Source organism: Arthrobacter sp. Y3223065, from assembly GCF_059090885.1.
The window spans coordinates 213836-232370 of record NZ_JBNHGC010000002.1; the positions used below are offsets into that span (position 1 = coordinate 213836).

Here is an 18535-nt window from a genome sequence, read left to right on the forward strand (position 1 = left end):
GTCAGCCCTCCGCCAGGGGCTTGAGAATCATCACATCGCAGACGGTATCCCAGCCCAGGTGCCTGTAGAGCATCTGGCCGTCGTGCGAGGCGATCAGCAGCCCGGTGTCCACCATGTGCTCCAACACGGACGCGATCAGCGCGCGCATCACGTGCGTGGCCAGCCCGCGGCGCCGGTAATTAACGTCCGTTTCGATATGGTCGAAGACCGCGAAATTGTCGACGGCGGCGGCGACGCCGTGCGCGGCCTCGTTGCCTTCGTGCACCACCCGGACCCGGTGGACATTCCCGTGCTTCTCGACCTCGGTCTTGAAATCGGGGTCGCGGTACCACGGGTCCTCGGTGTCCTGGCCGGACATGTCGGTGACCATCAGCGACTGGGCGTTGTGGTGCACGCGCAGCCCGTGCTGCGGCGCCAGTCGGTGGATCCGCTGCGCGTCGCGCGTCAGCACGGTGAAGATCCGTCCCGGCGACTTGGTGGTGTCGCGGGCCACGGCGGCGAATTCCTCGTCGCCCGGTTCAAAAGCGAAGTATTCCCAGTCCCCGGTCTTGTCGGCCAGCAGCACGGCCGGGTGTCCGTCGACCTCTTCGGCGGAGTAGCCCCGGCAGGCCGACCAGCCGGCAACCCAGGCGGCAAGGACGTCGTCGGGGACGTCAGTCGTATATTCGTGACCCATAGCAGGACTGTACCGAACAGCGGCCGCGGGCGGCACAGGAAATCGATGACAACCCTGTCACAATCCCTGATTTCCGACCACCGCGTACCCTTGATGCGTGGCTTTGAACCGGATTGTGCTCTATTACGCCTTCACCCCGCTGCCGGACCCGGACGCCGTCCGGCTGTGGCAACGCGCGCTGTGCGAGAAACTCGGCCTGCGCGGCCGGATCCTGATCTCCAAGGACGGGATTAACGGCACCGTGGGCGGCGAGCTGAACGCGGTGAAGCAGTATGTGAAAACCACGCGCGAATATCCCGCTTTCCGCGGCCTCGATGTGAAGTGGTCCGAGGGCGGCGCGGAAGACTTCCCGCGGCTGAGCGTCAAGGTCCGTGACGAGATCGTGTCCTTCGGCGCTCCGGGCGAGCTCAAAGTGGACCAGGGCGGCGTGGTCGGCGGCGGGACGCACCTGCGCCCGGAGGAACTGCACCAGCTCATCGACGCGAAGAAGGCTGCGGGCGAAGACGTGGTCTTCTTCGACGGCCGCAACGCCTTTGAAGCGCAAATCGGCAAGTTCAAAGACGCCATCGTCCCGGACGTGGCCACCACCCACGACTTCATCAAGGAACTGGACTCGGGCAAGTACGACGAGCTTAAGGACAAGCCGGTGGTGACCTATTGCACCGGCGGCATCCGCTGCGAAGTGCTGTCATCCCTGATGGTCAACAGGGGCTTCCAGGAGGTCTACCAGCTCGACGGCGGAATCGTCCGTTACGGCGAAACCTTCGGCGACGCCGGGCTGTGGGAAGGTTCGCTTTACGTCTTCGATCAGCGCATGCACCTGGAGTTCACGCCGGACGCCAAGACCATCGGGGAATGTGTCCGCTGCCAGGCGCCGACCAACAAGTTCGAGAACTGTTCCAACCCGGACTGCCGCCAGCTGACGTTGTACTGTTCCGCGTGCGCAGCGGATCCGCAGACCCTGCGCTGCCCGGACGGCTGCCCGGAGCTTGCGGCCTGACTGCCGGCTGACTGTCCCGCCTGCCCTGCCCGACTGTCCCGGGCGGCAACACGGACGTCGTCCCCGGGGGCCACACGGACGTCGCTCCCCGGGCAGGGGACCGTCCTAGGACCTGTTACGGCGCGGGGACAGTGACGTCCCAAGAACGTCCGATCCCGTGGCCGGTCAGGCGTTCGCGGTCTCCGGCCACAGGCCCGCAGTCGCATCCTGCGGTTCGAGGTCCTCGACCTCGGTCTTGAACACGCTCATGCCCCGCGCCTGGTAGTTGGCCACCGCCGCCGGCCCGTCCAGGGAACAGGTATGCACCCAGACGCGCTGCACCGAAGGAAACCCGTCCCAACGGCCGTGCAACTGCCAGGCCTGCCGTATGCCCTCGGCCAGCAGGGCACCGCCAAGGCCGCGGCCGATCGCCTCGGGGAACAGGCCGAAGTACATGATTTCGACGTCGGTGCCCGCTTGGCCGGGGCGGCCCAGCAGTTCCACGTAGCCGGCCGGGGCGCCAGCGGTGTACAGCACCCAGGTTTCCGCACCGGGAGCACGCACCACCTGTTCCCATTCGCTGCGTGTGAGCACCAGCCGGTCAGCCCAGTTCCAGCTGCTGCCCACACTCCGGTAGAGGAACTTGCTGTACTCGGGGCTGATCTGCGGTACCCGCACCACGGCGGCATCCTCAGGCAGCGGGCGCGAGCCAGGCACCAGCTGGGCCGGATCGGTTTGTTCAAGGTGGGTGGTGGTGACGAGCATGAGGTCATTTAACCATCAGGAAACCGCCGCGGACGCACGGGCAGCAGTAACCCGCGGTCGCTAGTGAGCCGCCAACACCTCCGCCCCGGGCAGGCACGGGGTGGCCGCACCCTCGCCAGCGGGGTTACTAAACTTGGGCCGTGCGTAATACAGACTTCTCCGACGTGCCCGGCGCGCCCGCCAGCACCGACCCGCGGCTGCTGGCGGACCTGGCCGCAGACTTGACCGACCTCGATTACAGCGTGGACGGGGTGGCAACGCTGCTCGGCGCCGAGGCGTGGGAGGCCCTGGACCGCGACCAGCTAATCCCGGCCGTGCTGGCCACCGCCCGCCTGCTGGAGGATCCGGCACAGGGCCGTTTGGCCGCCGTCGTGCGCCTCTGGTTGCTGGGCCGGGGCGTGGAGCCCGCGCAGCTGGCACGGGCGTTCCCGCGCGCCGGGGTGGACGGCCTTGCCGCCCTCCGTCTGGCCGAGCACGACGGCGGCGAGTGGCGGGCAGCTGTTGACCTCCGCCCGTACGCCTTCGGCGAGACCGAGCTGTGGGTGGCCAGCGACCTCGGTGCGCACCAGCGGCCCGGCGTCCTCCGGCACGACCACGTCCTGGGCATCGGCCAGGCCTCGCTGACCCTGGCCCAGCTGACCGTGCGCCCCGCGGTAAAACGGGCCCTGGACCTTGGCACCGGTTGCGGGATCCAGCTCTTCCACCTGCTGGGCCACGCCCGGCACGCCGCCGCGACCGACATCTCGGAGCGGGCGCTGGCCTTCACCCGGTTCAACCTCGCGCTCAACGCCGGTGCCCTCGGGCTGGACCCGGACAACCTGGAGGACCGGGTCAGCCTGCGGTTGGGCAGCCTGTTGGAACCGGTGGCGGGGGAGCGCTTCGACCTGGTGGTGTCCAACCCGCCGTTCGTGATCACGCCGCGGCGCCCGGCCGAACGGACCGACGAGCAATTCACCTACCGCGACGGCGGACTGCCCGGCGACGACATTGTGGCCACCCTCTTCCGTACGCTGCCGTCAGTATTGGCCGACGGCGGTGTGGCGCAGATGCTGGGCAACTGGGAAATTCCGGCCGGCGCCGGCAGTTGGCACGCACGGTTGGAACAGTGGCTGGCACCGGACATCGACGCCTGGGTGATCCAGCGGGAGCAGCTCAGCCCGGCGCAGTATGCGCAGACGTGGCTGCGCGACGCCTCGGTGAACCGCGACCCGGAGCTGTTCGAATCCGCTTACGCCGCCTACCTGGACGATTTTGCGTCCCGGGACGTGGAGGCCCTCGGCTTCGGGCTGGTCTGGCTGCGCCGCCCGCTGCCCGAAACCACGGCGGCGGCTGCAGGTGCAGGAGCGCTGCGGCGGTTCGAGGAGATCACGTATCCGATCGAGCAGCCCGTCGGCCCGCACCTGGCCGCAGCGGTCGAACGGGCCGATTGGCTGGCCGAGCACGCCGCCGACTTCGGCCGCCAGCATCTGCGGGTGGCCGAGGACGTGACCGAGGAGCGGCACCAGCGGCCGGGCGCCGAACACCCCGGCGTCATCTTGCTGCGCCAGGGTGCGGGGCTGCGCCGGACCAACCTGATGAGCACCGAGTTGGCCGGGTTCGTTTCCGCCAGCGACGGCGACCTGGGCGTGGACCAGATCATTGGTGCCCTGGCGGCACTGTTGGGCCGCGAGGAGCCGGACTTCGCCCGTCAGCTGTCCGCCGAAGTGCGGAACCTGGTGGCAGACGGCTTCCTGGTGCCTGCCGGCGAATAGGAAATTGTTGCCGTATTGCAGTCGGGGATTGCCCGGCAGCCCCGCCCGGGAGCGGTGACCGGCATTACACTTACTGATCATGACTAAGGGTTCAACCACGACGACCGGCCGGGCGGCCGCGGCAGCGGCGGCCACCGGGGCGGAGCCGGCAGCCGGAGACAGGGTCAATATCTCCGACGCCCGCGCCATCCGTGCCCTGGCCCATAACGTGCGGTTGAAGGTTATCGAAGAGCTCTTTGATACGCAGCAGCCGGCCACCGCCACGGAGTTGGCCCAGCGGCACGGGCTGACCCCCAGCGCCATGAGCTACCACCTCCGGGCGTTGGAAAAGTGGGGATTCGTCAAGCGGTGCGTGAACCAGGGTGACGGCCGGGAGCGGCACTGGCAGGCCGCGGCCGGACGCCTGGACGTGACCAGCGTGGCGGACAGCCGTGCCGCCACCATGGGCGTGGTGGACGTGGAACTGAACGACCTGCGCGAACGCCTGTCCAAGTACGTCAAACGGGACAAGCAATTGCCGAACCCTGACACGTGGCGGCAGGAAGGACACCTGGCTGCCCTCAGCACGGGACGGTTCTACCTGACCGAGGAACAGCGGAAGGACCTCGGCCGGCGGATCGGCGAGATCCTGCTGGAATACAGCCCGACCACCAATCCCGAGAACCGGGGTGAAGGGGCCGAAAAGCTCTACTATGTCTTCTCCTTCCTGCCCGGCGACATCGACAACGATTAGGGCCCTGTCGCAGGCATCGGCAGTGGTCCGCGGCACCGGAGGCAACCGGCTGCACCCGTTGGCGTTTTCTGTTTCGCGGTACTGTTGCGGCTAACCTAGTGCTGACGGTCCTCCACCCCGCCGGGTTGGGGGACGTATTTACAAGCGCATCAACACCCCTTTCTTTACGTAGGAGCACAGTGCCAGCCAAGGCCCGCGAAAAAACCGGCAAGAAACTCGTCATCGTCGAGTCCCCGGCCAAGGGCAAAACCATCGCCGGGTACCTCGGCGAGGGCTTTGAGGTCACGGCTTCCATGGGGCACATCCGTGACCTGCCCCAGCCCTCCGACCTGCCGGCCGAGCTGAAAAAGACGTCGGTCGGCAAGTTTGCCGTGGACATCGACAACGATTTCGAGCCCTACTACGTGGTGTCTCCGGACAAGAAGAAGAAGGTTTCCGAGCTCAAAGCGATGCTCAAGGACGCCGACGAACTCTATCTGGCAACTGACGGTGACCGCGAGGGTGAAGCCATCGCGTGGCACCTGCTGCAGGTGCTGCAGCCCAAGGTACCCGTGCACCGCATGACGTTCAGCGAGATTACCCGCGAAGCCCTGCAACGCGCCCTGACCGAGGTCCGCGAGGTGGACACCGACCTGGTCGACGCCCAGGAAACCCGCCGCATCGTGGACCGGCTTTTCGGCTACGAACTTTCCCCGGTGCTCTGGCGCAAGGTCAAGGCCGGCCTGTCCGCCGGACGCGTGCAGTCCGTGGCCACCCGGCTGGTCGTCGAGCGTGAGCGCGAGCGGATGGCGTTCCGGGCGGCCTCCTACTGGGACCTGGTCGCCACGGTGGCGCCGGAGGACGCCGCCAAGGGCGGGGTGTTCAAGGCCAAGCTGGTCTCCCTCGACGGCAGCCGGGTCGCCGTCGGCAAGGACTTCGACGATCTGGGCCGGCTCAAGGCCCGCTCCGCCGTCCATCTGGACGAGGCGGCCGCCACCGGCCTGGCAGACTCCCTGCGCAGCGCCCGGTTCTCAGTCCGCGCGGTAGAGAACAAGCCGTACACCCGCCGTCCGGCAGCGCCGTTCACCACGTCCACCCTGCAGCAGGAGGCGGCCCGCAAGCTCCGGTTCTCCGCCCGCTCGACCATGCAGGTGGCGCAGAAGCTGTACGAAAACGGCTACATCACCTATATGCGTACCGACTCGCCGGCGCTGAGCGACCAGGCCGTCAACGCCGCACGGCGCCAGGCCTCCGAGCTGTACGGACCCGAATATGTCCCGGATGCCCGCCGCGTCTACAAGGGCAAGGACAAGAACGCTCAGGAAGCCCACGAAGCCATCCGGCCGGCAGGGGACTCGTTCCGCACGCCCGGCCAGGTCCGCAGCCAGCTTTCCGGCGACGAGTACCGGCTGTACGAGCTGGTCTGGAAACGCACGGTGGCCTCGCAGATGGCCGATGCCAAGGGATCGACGTCGACCGTGCGCCTCGGCGCCACGGCCGGGGACGGGCGGGACGCGGAGTTCACCGCATCCGGTACCGTCATCACGTTCCCGGGTTTCATGGCCGCCTATGAGGAGGGCAAGGACGCCGGCCGCGAGGACGATGACGATGCCACCGGCGGACGCCTGCCGAACCTCGCCAAGGGAGACGCGCTGGACGCGCAGGCGGTCGACGCCGTCGGACATGAGACGTCCGCACCGCCGCGCTACACCGAAGCATCGCTGATCAAGACGCTGGAAGACCGCGGCATCGGCCGCCCGTCCACCTACGCCGCCACCATCTCCACCATCATGGACCGCGGCTACGTCCGCACCCGCGGCTCCGCCCTGGTTCCGAGCTGGATCGCGTTCTCCGTGGTGCGGCTGCTGGAAGAGTACTTCAGCGATTACGTCGACTATGACTTCACTGCGGAACTCGAAGAGGACCTGGACCGCATTGCCCGCGGCGAGGCCAGCCGGACGCAGTGGCTCTCCGGCTTCTATTACGGGGACCGCAAGGAAACCGGCCTGAACACCGTGGTGAACGACCTGGGCGAAATTGATCCGCGACGGATCAATTCGATCGAGATTGCCGAGGGCATCACCTTGCGGGTGGGCAAGTTTGGGCCCTACCTGGAACGCAACGGCGAGGGCGACGGCGAAGAGCCGGAGCGGGCCAACGTCCCCGAGGACCTGGCTCCCGACGAGCTGACCCCGGAGAAAGCCGTCGAGCTGATGGAAACCCAGGGGCCGGGCGAGCGCGAGCTTGGCACGGACCCGGAGACCGGTCGGACGATCGTGGCCAGGGAGGGCCGTTACGGCGCCTACGTCACCGAAGTGATCCACGAGCCGACGGCCGAAGAGCTGGCCGCGCAGCCGGTGGAGTACTACAAGAACGGCAAGCCCAAGCCGCCGAAAAAGCCCGCCAAGGTCAGGCCGCGCACCGGCTCCCTGTTCAAGTCGATGAGCGTTGACACCGTCACCCTCGAGGACGCGCTGAAGTTGCTGAGCCTGCCGCGGGTGCTGGGCACCGATGCCGAGGGCACCGAAATCACCGTGCAGAACGGCCGCTTCGGCCCGTACCTGAAGAAGGGCAGCGACTCGCGGTCGATCGGTTCGGAAGAGGAAATCTTCACCATCACGCTGGAACAGGCGCTGGAGATCTACTCGCAGCCGAAGACGCGCGGCGGCCGCACCGCGGCTGCGCCGCTGGCCGAGTTCGGCGTGGATCCGGTGTCGGAGAAGAACATCGTCGTCAAGGACGGCCGGTTCGGCCCCTACATTACCGACGGCGTCACGAACATCACGGTGCCGCGCGCCACCAGCATCGAAGAGCTGACACGCGAGCAGGCCATCGAGCTGCTGGCGGAGAAGCGCGCGAAGGGACCGGCGAAGCCGGCGGCGAAGAAACCGGTACGGCGCAAGGCCGCCGCCAAGAAGTAGCGGACGTGCCCCGGCCGTTGCCCGCGGCGGTCGGGGCCGGAGCCGTTGTCCGTTGGCGGTGCCCGGGCCCCAACACTGCAATAATATGAACATGCGTCTGGGCGTCCTCGACATCGGTTCCAACACGGTGCATTTGTTGTTGGTGGATGCCCACCCGGGTGCCCGGCCCGTGCCCTTCGCCTCGCACAAGCGGCCGTTGTCGCTGGTGGCCTACCTGGATGCCGAGGGCAGTATCAGCGAAGAGGGCCAGCGGGAACTCATCGGCTTTATCCGCGAGGCCTGGCGGTTTGCCGGGCTGCACGGCGCCGAAGACATGCTGGCCTTCTGCACCTCGGCCATCCGCGAAGCGAACAACGGCAGGGCGGTGCTGGACCGGGTCAAGGCGGAAGCCAATGTCACGCTGCAGGAGCTGACCGGCCCGGAGGAGGCCGGCATGACCCTGGTGGCCGTCCGACGCTGGTACGGCTGGGGGTCGGGCACCATCCTGGACTTGGACATCGGCGGCGGCTCCTTCGAAATGGCCATCGGCCATGATGAACTGCCCGAACTAGCCGTATCTGTGCCGCTGGGAGCCGGCCGGCTGACCCGGCAGTGGCTGCCCGAGGACCCGCCGAGCGTGAAGAGCATCAAGGACCTGCACGCGTATATCCGCGAGACGCTGGCTCCCGTCGTGGGAGAGTTTTCTGCACTGGGCCGGCCGGACATGGTGGTCGGCACTTCCAAGACCTTCCGCTCGCTGGCACGGATCGCCGGAGCCGCGCCCTCGGCCGCCGGCCCGTACGTGCGGCGGGAACTGCACCGCACGGACCTGTCCCTGTGGGCCCGCAGGCTGGCCGCCATGCCGGTCAGCGACCGTGTTAATTTGCCCGGTGTCTCGATGGTGCGGGCGCCGCAGCTGTTGGCGGGGGCGATGGTTGCCGAGGCGGCGATGGAAATGTTTGAGATCGAGACCTTGCAGATCTGCCCCTGGGCGCTGCGGGAGGGGCTGATCCTCAAACGCTTCGACCACCTGCTCTACGACAGCGACGCCCCGGTCAGTCCGGTGGGCACCATGCTGGTGCAGCAGGCGCTGGAGCCGGCCCCCGCCGTCGAAAAGGTCGGCAGCTAGCGACCCGCCCCCTAAGCCGCGGAGTTGCCGGTACCCGGTGCGGGCTTACAAGGTTTGTTGGTCCCCGGGGGGAGGCTTAAATGGCGACGCCGGCGAACGTTGCGGTTGGTTGGGGGAGTCAACCGCTGTTCGCCGGCGCCTGGACCGGAACCAGCAGATCCGGTCCATCATCACTCGCACCTTGATGAGGTGCTTACGACACTAGGCGGCAACTTTGGGACGACGCCGGGAAATACCTGAACGGCACCTGTGAGTTCTTCCCGGCCGGCTGCGCCGAGGGGGAGGAACGCGGCACGCGCCCGATGACAGCCCCGTGATTCAATGGCAGACATGACTGCTGACGCCACCGGAACGCCAACCGCACGCCGCATCGCTTTCCTGGGCTGCGGTTCCATGAACGAGGCCATCCTGGCCGGGCTGCTGGCCTCCGGAACAACCGCCGAAAACGTGACGGCGACGGTGCGCCGCGGCGAGCGCGCCGAAGAACTGCGCGGACGCTATCCCGGCCTGACGGTGCTGGCGGAACAGGACGACCCCGCGGCCAACGCCACCGCCGTGCAGGGTGCCGACGTTGCCGTGCTGGGGGTCAAGCCGACGGGCATCGCCGACCTGTGCCGGACCATCGCGCCGGCTTTGGACGCGGCGACGGTGGTGGTTTCCGTGGCCGCGGCGGTCACCGTTGCCGCCATGGAAGCCGCGCTGCCGGCAGGCCAGCCGCTGGTGCGCAGCATGCCCAACACGCCGCTCAAGGTGCGCCGGGGGGCCGTGGGCATCTCTGCCGGCAGCCACGTGACCGATTCCCAGCTGGCTGCCGCCCGCGAGGTGTTCGCCGGCGCCGGCACCGTCGTCGTGGTTCCGGAAAACCAGTTGGACGCGGTGTCGGCGGTCAGCGGTTCCGGCCCCGCCTATGCCTTCTACCTGGCCGAGGCAATGGCCGCGGCCGGCGTGGAACTGGGCCTGGACCCGCAGCTGTCGATGACGCTGGCCCGCGAGACCGTGGCCGGCGCGGGCATCATGCTCACCGCGCCGGATGCCGACCCGGCGGCCATGCGCCGCGCCGTCACCAGCCCGAACGGCACCACGGAGCGTGCCATCGCCTCCTTCGACGACGACGGGCTGCCGCAGGTCATCGCGCGCGGTGCCGCGGCCGCCGCCGAACGGGCGGCCGAACTGTCGCGCGAACTGGCGTGAAGCGGGGCAGGCCCTGGGATCCCGGGACCGGCGCGGGCTCCGCTACGGACGGGCCGCGAAGCGCTCCAGCAGGTCCACGTGCCCGGAGACGATCAGCATGTCCCGGCTGGAGACCTTGGTTTCCGGCCGGGCATAGGTGAAGTCTTCGCCGGGTGACTTCACGCCCACCACGGTGACGCCGTACTTGGAGCGCACCTGAGACTCACCCAGCGTGAAGCCCTGGGTTTCCTTCGGCGGGTACATCTTGACGATGGCGAAACCGTCGTCGAACTCGATGAAGTCCAGCATCCGTCCGCCCACCAGGTGGGCGGCGCGGCGGCCGGCGTCGGCCTCCGGATAGATCACGTGGTTGGCGCCGATGCGCGAGAGGATCTTGCCGTGCGACGGGGTGATGGCCTTGACCCAAAGGTGCTCGATGCCCAGGTCCACGAGGTTCACGGTGATCAGCACCGAGGACTCGATCGACGTGCCGACACCGACGACGGCGGAGCTGAACTCCTGGGCGCCCAGTTGGCGCAGCGCGTCGATGTTCGTGGCGTCGGCCTCCACGACGTGGGTCAGCTGCCCCGACCACTTCTGCACCAGTGTCGGATCACGTTCGATCGCCAGCACCTCGCGGCCCTGCTTGACCAGTTGTTCCGCGGTGGAGGCACCGAAGCGGCCCAAGCCGACCACCAGCACGGGCGCGTTGTGGGCGGGACGTCTGTTCGATGCGGACTTCTCAGCCAATGATGGGCCTCTCTTCGGGGTAGTGGAACAGCTGGCGGCGTTCGCGCAGCGCCAGCGCGGCGGCCAACGTGATGGTGCCGACGCGGCCGGCGAACATCAGGGCGCAGAGCACGTATTTGCCCTCGGGCGGCAGTTCGGCGCTCAGGTTGGTGCTCAGCCCGCAGGTGGCGAACGCGGAAATGACCTCGAACAACACCCGGTCCAGGCTTTCGCCGGTGAAGGCCAGCAGCAGGCCGGAGGCGACGGCCACCAAGGTGGCACCCATGACGATCACCGAGATGGCCACCCGCATGGCGCCTTCCGGGATGGTCCGGCCGTGGATCTTCACGTCCCGGTCCCCGCGGGCCTCGGCAACGATGGCCAGGAACACGATCGCGATGGTCGTGACTTTGATGCCGCCCGCAGTCGACGCGGAACCGCCGCCGGCGAACATCAGGGCATCGGAAAAGAGCATGGTGGACGGCTCCAGGTTGTTCATATCCACCAGGTTGAAGCCGAGCGAGCGCGTCATGATGGAGGCGAACGTCGCGTGGAGGACCTTGTCCCAGGTGCTCAGGCCGCCCAGGGTCTCCGGGTTGCTCCACTCCATGGCGCCCCAGACCAGGGCACCGACCACCAGCAGGATCAGCGACACCTCGACCGTAAGCTTGGTGTGCAGGTTCCATTTGCTGAAGCGCCAACCGCGTTCCAGGAGCACCATGACCACCGGGAATCCGAGGCTGCCCAAGAAACCTCCGGCCATCAGCGGCAGCAGGATCCACTCGTCGGTCTCGTAGGGGACCAGGCCGTCCGAGTGCGGGGTGAATCCCGCGTTGTTGAACGCCGAGATGGCATAGAAGATGCCGTGCCAGGCGGCCTGGGGAAAGGATTCGCCAAGCATCAGGAAGCGGGGGAACAGCACCAGGGCCAGCACCACTTCGATGATCACGGAGGTGGTGATCACGATCCGCAGCAGCGCGCCGACCTCGCCCAGGCGGCCTGCGTTGTTCATGGCAGACTGGGCGATCAGTTTGCCGCGCACGCCCAGCCGCTTGCTCACCATGAGCGCCAGCAGCGAGGCCAACGTCAGCGTGCCCAGGCCGCCGATGAAGATGGCCAGCAGGATCACGGCCTGGCCGAGGAAAGTCCAGTGGGCAGCGGTGGACACCACGGTCAGGCCCGTGACGCAGACGGCCGAGACGGCCGTGAAGAAGGCGTCGTGCAGTGGCGTGATGGCCCCGTCCCGCGCCGCGGCCGGCAACGACAGCAGGCCGGTGAAGACCAGGATCACCGCCACGTAGACGATCAGCGCAAGCCGTGCCGGGGAACTGTTGGCAACGCTGTCCACGAAATCGCGGAGCGTGCGCAAAAGGCTGAATCGTTCGTGTTCCCGCCCGGCCAGCCATGACGGCTGTTGTCTGGTCATTCCGATCGCTTCTGTCCGGCTCCGAATCGCTGACTTGTTCCTTGCAGTAGTAAATCATCATTTGACAGCACGGGCGCGGGACGAATGCGTGCGGACCGGTGCTTTCGCGTAGCCTGTCTGTGATGTCAGCGACCCCAGTTCCCGCGGTTCCCACCCTGGCGGTGTGGAGCGAATCCGTCTTGGCGTACAACTTCGGCGCGCACCATCCCATGTCGCCGATCCGGTTGGACCTGACGGCCAGGCTGGCTGACGAATTCGCCATTTTCCACCGCCCGAACGTCACCTTGGCCGCAGCCGAAATGGCCGGCGACGCGGCGTTGCAGACCGTTCACGACCCGGCCTACGTGGCCGCGGTAAAGGCGGTCAGCGAAGACCCTAACGCCGTAGATGAAGAGCGGGGCCTGGGCACCGAAGACGATCCCGTGTTTCCGGGCATGCACACCGCCAGTGCCCTCATCGCCGGGGCGTCCCTGCAGTCCGCGGCCGCGATCCTGGACGGCTCGGCGCTGCATGCGGTCAACTTCGCAGGCGGCATGCATCACGCCGCGCGCGGCAAGGCGAGCGGATTCTGCATCTACAACGATTGCGCGCTGGCCATCCAGCACCTGCTGGATAACGGCGTGCAGAGGGTCGCGTACCTCGACGTCGACGCGCACCATGGCGATGGCGTTCAGTCCATCTTCTACAACGACCCGCGGGTGCTGACCATCTCCCTGCATGAAACCGGCACCCACCTGTTCCCGGGGACGGGTTTTGCGAACGAGAGCGGGGGTCCGGAGGCGCCGGGCAGTTCCGTGAACGTCTCCATGCCGCCCCGCTCGGGCGACGCGGCCTTCCTGCGGGCCTTCCACGCGGTGGTCCCGCAGTTGGTCAGGGCCTTCGCCCCCGAAGTGATTGTCAGCCAGCACGGTTGCGACAACCACGTCCGCGACCTGCTGAGCAGCCTTCGGCTGAGCGTGGATGCACAGCGGCAAATGATGCTGGACACGGCCGACCTGGCGCGCGAGATCTGCGGCGACCGGTGGATCGCCACGGGCGGCGGCGGCTACGACGTCTGCAACGTGGTGCCCCGGTCCTGGACCCACATGCTGGCCATTGTGTCCGGCCGGGCCATTCCGCTGCACAGCGAGGTGCCGCAGTCCTGGCAGGACTATGTCGAGGTGCGGTACGGACAGCAGGCCCCGCTGTACATGGGCGACGACGCCGACCTGTGGTGGCGTTCGTGGGAGGTCGGCTATGACCCGAACGACGGCGTGGACCGCACCGTGATGGCCACGCGCAAGGAGATCTTCCCCTACCACGGGCTCGATCCCTGGTTCGACTAGGCGGTTGGAAGGCCGGCCGGTCGGGCCCGCCCGGTTCGGCGGGCTGTGCACGCAGTCTGGCGCCGGCACGGGGTATAACGATTTTGCCGTGCCTGGGCCCGGGACCACCGCCAAGGGTGTGCCGCAAAGCATATATGCGATTAGGGTAATGGAATGGCCATCGATGATGTCTTTGCAGTGATTGCGGAAGGTACCCGCCGGGACATACTCGGCTCGCTTCGTGACGGCGACAAAGCGGTGGGCGAATTGGTCGAAGAACTGGAGGTCAGCCAGCCGACCGTCTCCAAGCACCTGAAGGTGCTGCGCGAAGCCGGACTCGTCTCCATGCGCGCGCAGGGGCAGAAGCGCTACTATTCGCTGCAGACCGGGCCGCTGCAGGATGTGGCCGATTGGATCATCGGTTTCGGTGTTGATGTTCTGCCCGTGACCGAGGCGGAGCCGGTGGCACCCGCCCTGGCAGCCGCCGTCGTCGCCCCGCAGGAGCCCGCGCATGCCGTGACCGGACGGAGCCTCGAGGTTCCGGTTTCTGCCAACCTCAGCCGATCGCTCGGGCAGGCGGCCAACAAGGCAACGACCAAGGCCGCGGACATCTTCGCGCACCTGCCCAAGCTGCCGCGCCGCCGCCGCGGCTGAGCGGCAGGCCTGCCGCAGTCGCAGGCGGCAGCCCGCGCCGCGGCCGGCCGGCAGTCCCCGCGCCGGGCGGAGGACCCGGGCCGGTGATGACCCGCACGTGATGACCCGCACATTCGGACCCCGGCGGCTTGGTCCGTTCGCCCGTGACGGGCCGCACTTTCCACGCCAGCCCTGGGGCGACCGGTGCCGGATATGCTCGGATCCGTGCGACAAAACGGCCGACTGTACCGCCGGTCGGCGCGTTACGGGGCGGTTCTGCGATGTGTCAGGCGTGTTTCTTAGATTCCGCTTCTTGTGGTTTTCTGTGTGAGGGCCTGCAGCAACCTGAGTGCCCCAATACGTCAGCTAGTGAAGGGACGCACCCATGGATGCCCACCTGCTTGAAGTCCGCGACGAAGTTTTCCGCCGCAACCCAGGCGAAACGGAATTCCACCAGGCCGTCACCGAAGTCTTCGAAACCCTCGAGCCGCTGTCCGCCCGGCATCCCGAATACTCCGACGCCGCCATCCTGCAGCGCATTTGCGAGCCCGAGCGCCAGATTATCTTCCGCGTTCCGTGGGTGGACGACGCCGGCAATGTCCAGATTAACCGCGGCTTCCGCGTCGAGTTCAACTCCGCGCTTGGCCCCTACAAGGGCGGCCTGCGCTTCCACCCCTCCGTCTACCTGGGCATCATCAAATTCCTCGGCTTCGAGCAAATCTTCAAGAATGCCTTGACCGGCATGCCCATCGGCGGCGGCAAGGGCGGCTCCGACTTCGATCCGCGCGGCCGGTCCGACGCCGAGGTCATGCGCTTCTGCCAGTCCTTCATGACGGAGCTCTACCGCCACATCGGCGAATACACCGACGTTCCGGCCGGGGACATGGGCGTGGGGACCCGCGAAATCGGTTACCTGTTCGGCCAGTACAAGCGCATTACCAACCGCTACGAGTCCGGCGTCCTCACTGGCAAGGGCACCGGCTGGGGCGGCTCGCTGGTCCGCCCTGAAGCCACCGGTTACGGCGCGGTGCTGTTCGCGCAGGAAATGCTCAAGACCCGCGGGCAAAGCCTGGACGGGCAGCGCGTGGCGATCTCCGGCTCCGGCAACGTGGCCATCAACGCCGTCGAAAAGGCGCAGGAACTCGGCGCCACCGTGGTCACCGCGTCCGACTCCGGCGGCTACATTGTCGACGAGGCCGGAATCGACGTCGAACTGCTGCGCCAGATCAAGGAAGTTGAGCGGGGCCGCATTTCGGAGTACGCCGAACGCCGCGGCTCGGCCGTGCACTACGTGGCCGACGGCAACATCTGGGACGTCAACTGCACCGTGGCGCTCCCGTGCGCCACGCAGAACGAACTGGATGAAAAATCAGCCCGCCGCCTGGTGGAGTCCGGGTTGGTCGCCGTCGCCGAAGGCGCCAACATGCCCTGCACGAGCGAAGCAGCTTCCATCTTCCAGGACGCAGGTGTGCTCTTCGGTCCGGGCAAGGCAGCCAACGCCGGCGGCGTGGCCACGTCGGCCCTGGAGATGCAGCAGAACGCCAGCCGCGACGCCTGGAGCTTTGACTATACCGAGCAGCGCCTGACCGAAATCATGGTCGGCATCCACGACCGCTGCGCCGAGACGGCCGAGGAATACGGCATGCCCGGCAATTACGTGGCGGGCGCGAACATCTCCGGCTTCAAGAAGGTCGCTGACGCCATGCTCGCCCTGGGCCTCATCTAAGGCAGCGGACACAGCCAAAGCACTGATCACGACGACGGTGCCCGCCCCGGCGGGCACCGTCTCGTTTTGGTGCGCACGGGGTTGTCCCCGCGGTGTCCACTGGCCCGCGGACGTGCCGGTCAGGCCGCCGGCTGCGGGACGCCCCAAGTAAGCTCACTCCATGGTGCAAAGACTCATCGGGCTGGATATCGGCGGCAGCAAGACGCACGGCATCCGGCTGGACGACGGTTTGCTGGATGCGGAAGCGACGGCGGGCAGCGCGAACGTCCAGAACGCCAGCCCCGCCCAGGCCGCCGCGGCCCTGTCCGAAGTCTTCGGCCGGCTTGGGGCGGCCGGGATCACCGCGGTCTACGCAGGGGCGGGCGGGATCGACACCGAGGGCGATGCCGCGGCGTTGCGCGCGCTGATCGCCCCGCTGGTACCCGGGGCGGACGTCCACGTAGTCCACGACACCCGCCTGGTGCTGGCCGCCGGCCACCTCCGCACGGGGATCGGCGTGGTGGCCGGCACCGGATCGTCGGTTTGGGGCATCAACGAGGCCGGACTTGAGGCCCGCGCCGGCGGCTGGGGGCACCTGTTGGGCGATGAGGGCAGCGGCTACTGGCTGGGGCGGGAAGCAGTGCGGCACGTACTCTCCCGCCTGGATGCGGGCCTGCCACGGGACCGGCTCACGGACTTGTTGCTGGACGACTGCGGGCTGCAGGACCCGGTGGAACTGATCGCGCTGTTCCACTCACCGAAAACCGACCGGCGGTTCTGGGCGGGCAAGTCCCGCCTGGTGGTGGCCGCCGCCGACGAAGGCGACCCGCCGGCGGGGGCGATCGTCGACCGCGCCGCGGCGGACCTGGCCGGCCAGATTGCCCTGGTCTCCCGGCGGCTGGGCATGAGCGGCCCGGTGGTGCTCGGCGGCGGACTCGGCATGAACGTCCCGCGGTTCCAACGGTCGCTGGCTGCCGCACTGGAACCGCAGGGGATCGCGGACATCCGACCGCTGGACCGGGAGCCCGTCTTCGGCATTGATGTCCTGGCCGGCCTGGCCTGAGCGCGCTCCGGGGACGCCACCCTTCCCGCACCTCCGGCCTCAGCCGCCGCGGGAACCGGCGCTGCGCCGTCCGGCTGGCGCTGCCTCCGCGGGCGCCGCAGCCGACGCTGCGCTGCAGCCGGCGCCCCGCCGTCGGGCTGGCGCTGCCGCCGCGGGAGCCGGCGCCCCGACGTCGTCATAATCTGTCATGTCCCGGCGCGCGTTTTCCCTCTCCCGCCGATCCCGCGTAGAGTTCCGGGTATGACGACTCGTTGGTATGCGTATTTTGCGTTGGCTCTGGAGGGGCCTGACGTAACCGCTTAGCGCCTACGCATACCGACCTTCAGAGCCAACAGGGCAGAGATGATTCTCTGCCCTTCGCCATTTCTCCGGCGGGTTCTGTAACAAAGTCCCGCCGCCAACAGACGGGACACCGACAATGAATGCAGCAGCCAACCACCTCCTGGAAACCGAAGCGCCGACGCCGGGCCACGGCGTCGCGGAGGTCGAAGCGGCCGCCCCGGCCTCGCCGCGCAGCACGAACAACCTGCGGGTGGGTGGCTTCAGCCCGCTGCCGTCGCCCGGCGACGTGTTGCAGGAACAGCCCCTGACCGCCGAAGCCGCCGCCGTCGTCGCCCGCGGCCGCGAGGAGATCCGTGCCGTCATGGACGGGGTGGACGACCGGCTCCTCGTGATCGTCGGGCCATGCTCGATCCACGACACCGCGGCAGGCCTGGACTACGCGCGCCGCCTGGCGCAGGTTGCGCGGGAACACCGCGAAGAGCTGCTGATCGTGATGCGCACGTACTTCGAGAAGCCGCGCACCACCGTGGGCTGGAAGGGGCTGATCAACGACCCGCGGCTGGACGGCTCCCATGACATCGCCGCCGGCCTGCGGCTGGCGCGGACCTTCCTGCTGGACGTGGCGGAGCTCGGCCTGCCGGTGGCCACGGAGTTCCTGGAACCGATCAGCCCGCAATACCTGGCGGACCTGGTCAGCTGGGGCGCGATCGGCGCGCGCACCACCGAGAGCCAGATCCACCGCCAGTTGGTGTCCGGACTCTCCATGCCGGTGGGTTTCAAGAACGGCACCGACGGCGGGCTGCAGGTCGCGCTCGACGCCTGCCACGCCGCGTCCGCGGCACAGGTGTTCCTGGGGATCGACGGGGAGGGGCGTGCCGCGCTCGTGTCCACCAACGGCAATCCCGACACCCACGTGATCCTGCGCGGCGGCGCGAGCGGCCCGAACTACGGAGCCGACCAGGTTGCGGCGGCCTCCGGGGCGCTGGCGAAAGCCGGTCTGAATCCGCGGCTGATCGTGGACGCCAGTCACGCCAACAGCGGCAAGAGCCACCACCGCCAGGCCGAGGTGGCTCTGGAGATTGCCGCGCAGGTCGAAGCAGGCGGCAGCGCCATCGCCGGCCTGATGCTGGAGAGCTTCCTGGTGGGCGGGGCACAGAAACTGGAGGTGTCCCAAGACGCCGGCGGACGGGCGTTGGTGTACGGGCAGAGCGTCACGGATGCCTGCATGGAATGGGACGTGACGGCCGACGTGCTGGCCCAGCTTGCATCGGCCGCCCGACATCGCGCCCCGAAAGCGGCATGAGGGCGAAA

At 68.0% G+C, this 18535-nt stretch carries 15 protein-coding genes; 11 read left to right on the forward strand and 4 right to left on the reverse strand.

Translation table 11 applies throughout. From position 1 onward, the window contains the following. Position 1 precedes the first annotated feature (1 nt). A complete protein-coding gene (locus AC5RUK_RS05885; RefSeq protein WP_493989524.1) occupies positions 2–676 on the reverse strand; it encodes a GNAT family N-acetyltransferase in 675 nt (224 codons plus the stop codon). Between the two features lie 97 nt (positions 677–773). Here AC5RUK_RS05885 and trhO point away from each other — a divergent pair, with 97 nt between their 5' ends. Then, the gene (gene trhO / locus AC5RUK_RS05890) at positions 774–1676 is read left to right on the forward strand and encodes an oxygen-dependent tRNA uridine(34) hydroxylase TrhO (RefSeq protein ID WP_494151629.1); all 903 of its coding nucleotides are present in this window, start codon (positions 774–776) and stop codon (positions 1674–1676) included. Between the two features lie 165 nt (positions 1677–1841). Here the strand turns inward: trhO and AC5RUK_RS05895 are convergent, their stop codons facing one another. Then, positions 1842–2420 (reverse strand): GNAT family N-acetyltransferase, encoded by a 579-nt coding sequence (locus AC5RUK_RS05895; protein WP_494151630.1) that lies wholly within the window; start codon positions 2418–2420, stop codon positions 1842–1844. 140 nt (positions 2421–2560) lie between these two features. On the opposite strand from AC5RUK_RS05895, the gene AC5RUK_RS05900 reads away from it, so the two are divergent. The 5 genes from AC5RUK_RS05900 to proC all read left to right on the forward strand — a co-directional run bounded on the left by AC5RUK_RS05900 (position 2561) and on the right by proC (position 10103). Further along, positions 2561–4171, forward strand: a complete 1611-nt coding sequence (locus AC5RUK_RS05900; RefSeq protein ID WP_494151631.1) for a DUF7059 domain-containing protein — start codon at positions 2561–2563, stop codon at positions 4169–4171. 79 nt (positions 4172–4250) lie between these two features. Then, the gene (locus AC5RUK_RS05905; protein ID WP_493989520.1) at positions 4251–4904 is read left to right on the forward strand and encodes an ArsR/SmtB family transcription factor; all 654 of its coding nucleotides are present in this window, start codon (positions 4251–4253) and stop codon (positions 4902–4904) included. A gap of 179 nt (positions 4905–5083) precedes the next feature. Beyond that, a complete protein-coding gene (topA, locus tag AC5RUK_RS05910; RefSeq protein ID WP_494151632.1) occupies positions 5084–7804 on the forward strand; it encodes a type I DNA topoisomerase in 2721 nt (906 codons plus the stop codon). Between the two features lie 91 nt (positions 7805–7895). After that, positions 7896–8912 carry a Ppx/GppA phosphatase family protein gene (locus tag AC5RUK_RS05915; protein ID WP_493989518.1) on the forward strand — a complete coding sequence of 339 codons (1017 nt, stop codon included), beginning with the start codon at positions 7896–7898 and terminating at the stop codon, positions 8910–8912. Between the two features lie 330 nt (positions 8913–9242). Continuing rightward, positions 9243–10103 (forward strand): pyrroline-5-carboxylate reductase, encoded by an 861-nt coding sequence (proC, locus tag AC5RUK_RS05920; RefSeq protein ID WP_494151633.1) that lies wholly within the window; start codon positions 9243–9245, stop codon positions 10101–10103. Between the two features lie 42 nt (positions 10104–10145). Here proC and AC5RUK_RS05925 read toward each other — a convergent pair whose 3' ends face one another. Then, positions 10146–10784, reverse strand: coding sequence for a potassium channel family protein (locus AC5RUK_RS05925; RefSeq protein WP_493989649.1), 639 nt, complete (start codon positions 10782–10784; stop codon positions 10146–10148). Between the two features lie 40 nt (positions 10785–10824). Further along, on the reverse strand, positions 10825–12237 hold the full coding sequence (locus AC5RUK_RS05930; protein WP_494107542.1) for a TrkH family potassium uptake protein: 1413 nt from the start codon (positions 12235–12237) through the stop codon (positions 10825–10827). 122 nt (positions 12238–12359) lie between these two features. Between AC5RUK_RS05930 and AC5RUK_RS05935 the strand changes: the two genes are divergently transcribed. The 5 genes from AC5RUK_RS05935 to AC5RUK_RS05955 all read left to right on the forward strand — a co-directional run bounded on the left by AC5RUK_RS05935 (position 12360) and on the right by AC5RUK_RS05955 (position 18527). Next, a complete protein-coding gene (locus AC5RUK_RS05935) occupies positions 12360–13562 on the forward strand; it encodes an acetoin utilization protein AcuC (protein WP_494107543.1) in 1203 nt (400 codons plus the stop codon). A gap of 153 nt (positions 13563–13715) precedes the next feature. Then, entirely contained in the window at positions 13716–14195 is a 480-nt protein-coding gene (locus AC5RUK_RS05940) for an ArsR/SmtB family transcription factor (RefSeq protein WP_494151634.1), read from the forward strand. A 364-nt stretch (positions 14196–14559) separates the two neighbouring features. Then, positions 14560–15900 carry an NADP-specific glutamate dehydrogenase gene (gene gdhA / locus AC5RUK_RS05945; RefSeq protein WP_493989513.1) on the forward strand — a complete coding sequence of 447 codons (1341 nt, stop codon included), beginning with the start codon at positions 14560–14562 and terminating at the stop codon, positions 15898–15900. Between the two features lie 160 nt (positions 15901–16060). Then, on the forward strand, positions 16061–16942 hold the full coding sequence (locus AC5RUK_RS05950) for an N-acetylglucosamine kinase (RefSeq protein WP_494151635.1): 882 nt from the start codon (positions 16061–16063) through the stop codon (positions 16940–16942). A gap of 418 nt (positions 16943–17360) precedes the next feature. Beyond that, on the forward strand, positions 17361–18527 hold the full coding sequence (locus AC5RUK_RS05955; protein ID WP_494151636.1) for a 3-deoxy-7-phosphoheptulonate synthase: 1167 nt from the start codon (positions 17361–17363) through the stop codon (positions 18525–18527). The last annotated feature ends 8 nt before the right edge of the window (positions 18528–18535 follow it).